This window comes from Dietzia sp. B44 (assembly GCF_014145245.1).
Lineage (GTDB): Bacteria > Actinomycetota > Actinomycetes > Mycobacteriales > Mycobacteriaceae > Dietzia > Dietzia natronolimnaea.
The window spans coordinates 1-1,390 of record NZ_JAALEF010000447.1; the positions used below are offsets into that span (position 1 = coordinate 1).

General features: G+C 71.2%; 1 protein-coding gene. It reads right to left on the reverse strand.

Going from position 1 to position 1,390, the window contains the following annotated elements; translation table 11 throughout:
- Positions 1-247: 247 nt before the first annotated feature.
- Positions 248-1,204: a type IV toxin-antitoxin system AbiEi family antitoxin gene (locus tag G6017_RS13875; RefSeq protein ID WP_179523196.1), complete on the reverse strand. Its 957-nt coding sequence runs from the start codon at positions 1,202-1,204 to the stop codon at positions 248-250.
- Positions 1,205-1,390: the final 186 nt, after the last annotated feature.

Consider the following 1,390-nt stretch of genomic DNA (forward strand, 5'->3'; position numbering starts at 1 on the left):
TGAGGGAATCTGCTCCCGCCTCTGCACGGTCCCACGCAGCCGCCTGCCGCTATGGCGTCTGGCGCACACCGATGCGCAGGCGGGACGCCCTCGCGGCGGGCGGCTGCGGAAGAGGTGGACACGCGCGCGAGCAAGACGCCAGACGCGTGCGCGAGACGCCAGGCGCATCAGCGGCTGCACGGACTGGCGAGTGTCGTGGCCGGCGATCCTCCCCGAGTCGGCGACGGTACGCGTACTGCAGCCGCCCTCACGCCACGCGGCGCGGCCCCCGGCCGAGTGACTCCTGAAGTCTCATCGCCTCGCGGATGAGGGGCACGATCCGGCCACGCCGGTAGTCCTCCCATTGCCATCTCCTGAAGATGTTGCCCAGCGCTTCGATCTCGTTCTGGCGATTCTTCTCATTGCGTAGCTTCCGGCGGACGCCCGCCTCGCCGTCGTCGATCCCGTACTTCCCCGACCCGTCCGCCTCACCGACGAGTCCCCATTCCTTCCAGTACATGTCGACGAAGGTCCGCGACCCGTCCGGGAGGACGAACTCGTGCTGGAGCCGGGGCATGGGGAGGCCAGCGCGGGTGATGGCGACCCGGCTCAGTGACTCGAGCACCGAGTGGGCACCCGGGTCCGCGAATGCCACCACCGCGCGGGCCCGCGCGATGCCGACTCTCCCGGCGGCGGCGTCGAGTTCGGCCGCCAGTTCGGCCCTGGTGCACAGAGAGTGACGCAGGGCCTGGTCGGCAGCGCAGACAGCACCGGTGAACGGGCTCGTCCGCGCCACGTCGACGATCGTCCGCGCCGGAGTCGTGACCGGGATGCCATCGAGTTCCGTCACGGCGTCACCGAGATCCAGACTGTGGCAGATCGCGCTCTCGCCCCGCCTGCTCCCGCTGCCCGGCCGGTGCCTGGTCGTGGTGACCCGCCGGGTGTCCAGATCCTGGGCGGGCAGACCGTGCAGCACGAGCGCGGAAGTATGCGACATCACCGTGCCGGGGCTGATGAACCTCGCAGAGGCGCGCGAGCGCATCTCGAGGATGGCTTCGGCCTCGTCGGGACCGGTGGGCAGGTCGGCGGCGGGCACGTAGACACCGTGACGGAGACGGTAGAGCTGTCCGGTGCGCTCTGCGTGCTCCCGCGCTCGGCGGCTGTAACCCCGGGCGAGTAGTTCGGACGAGGTGATGACGGGTGGGCGAGGTCGGTCTGTGCTCATGGACACGCAGTATCGGCCCCGCCGGCCCGGCTTCTGCGGCGTCGGACCGCGTGATCCGTCCCGGCTGTGGAGGGGCGCGGGGTGTGGAGAGCGTTGCCGCGACTGCGGGGCCGGGCTGAGCGACTGCGGGGCCGGGCTCCGCGACTGCAGGGCCGGGCTTTCGGGATGGGTCGACGGACCGCTCCG

Bases quoted from the DNA above. Each gene is read 5' to 3' on its own strand.
- G6017_RS13875 (WP_179523196.1), bottom strand. From the start codon at position 1,204: ATGAGCACAGACCGACCTCGCCCACCCGTCATCACCTCGTCCGAACTA.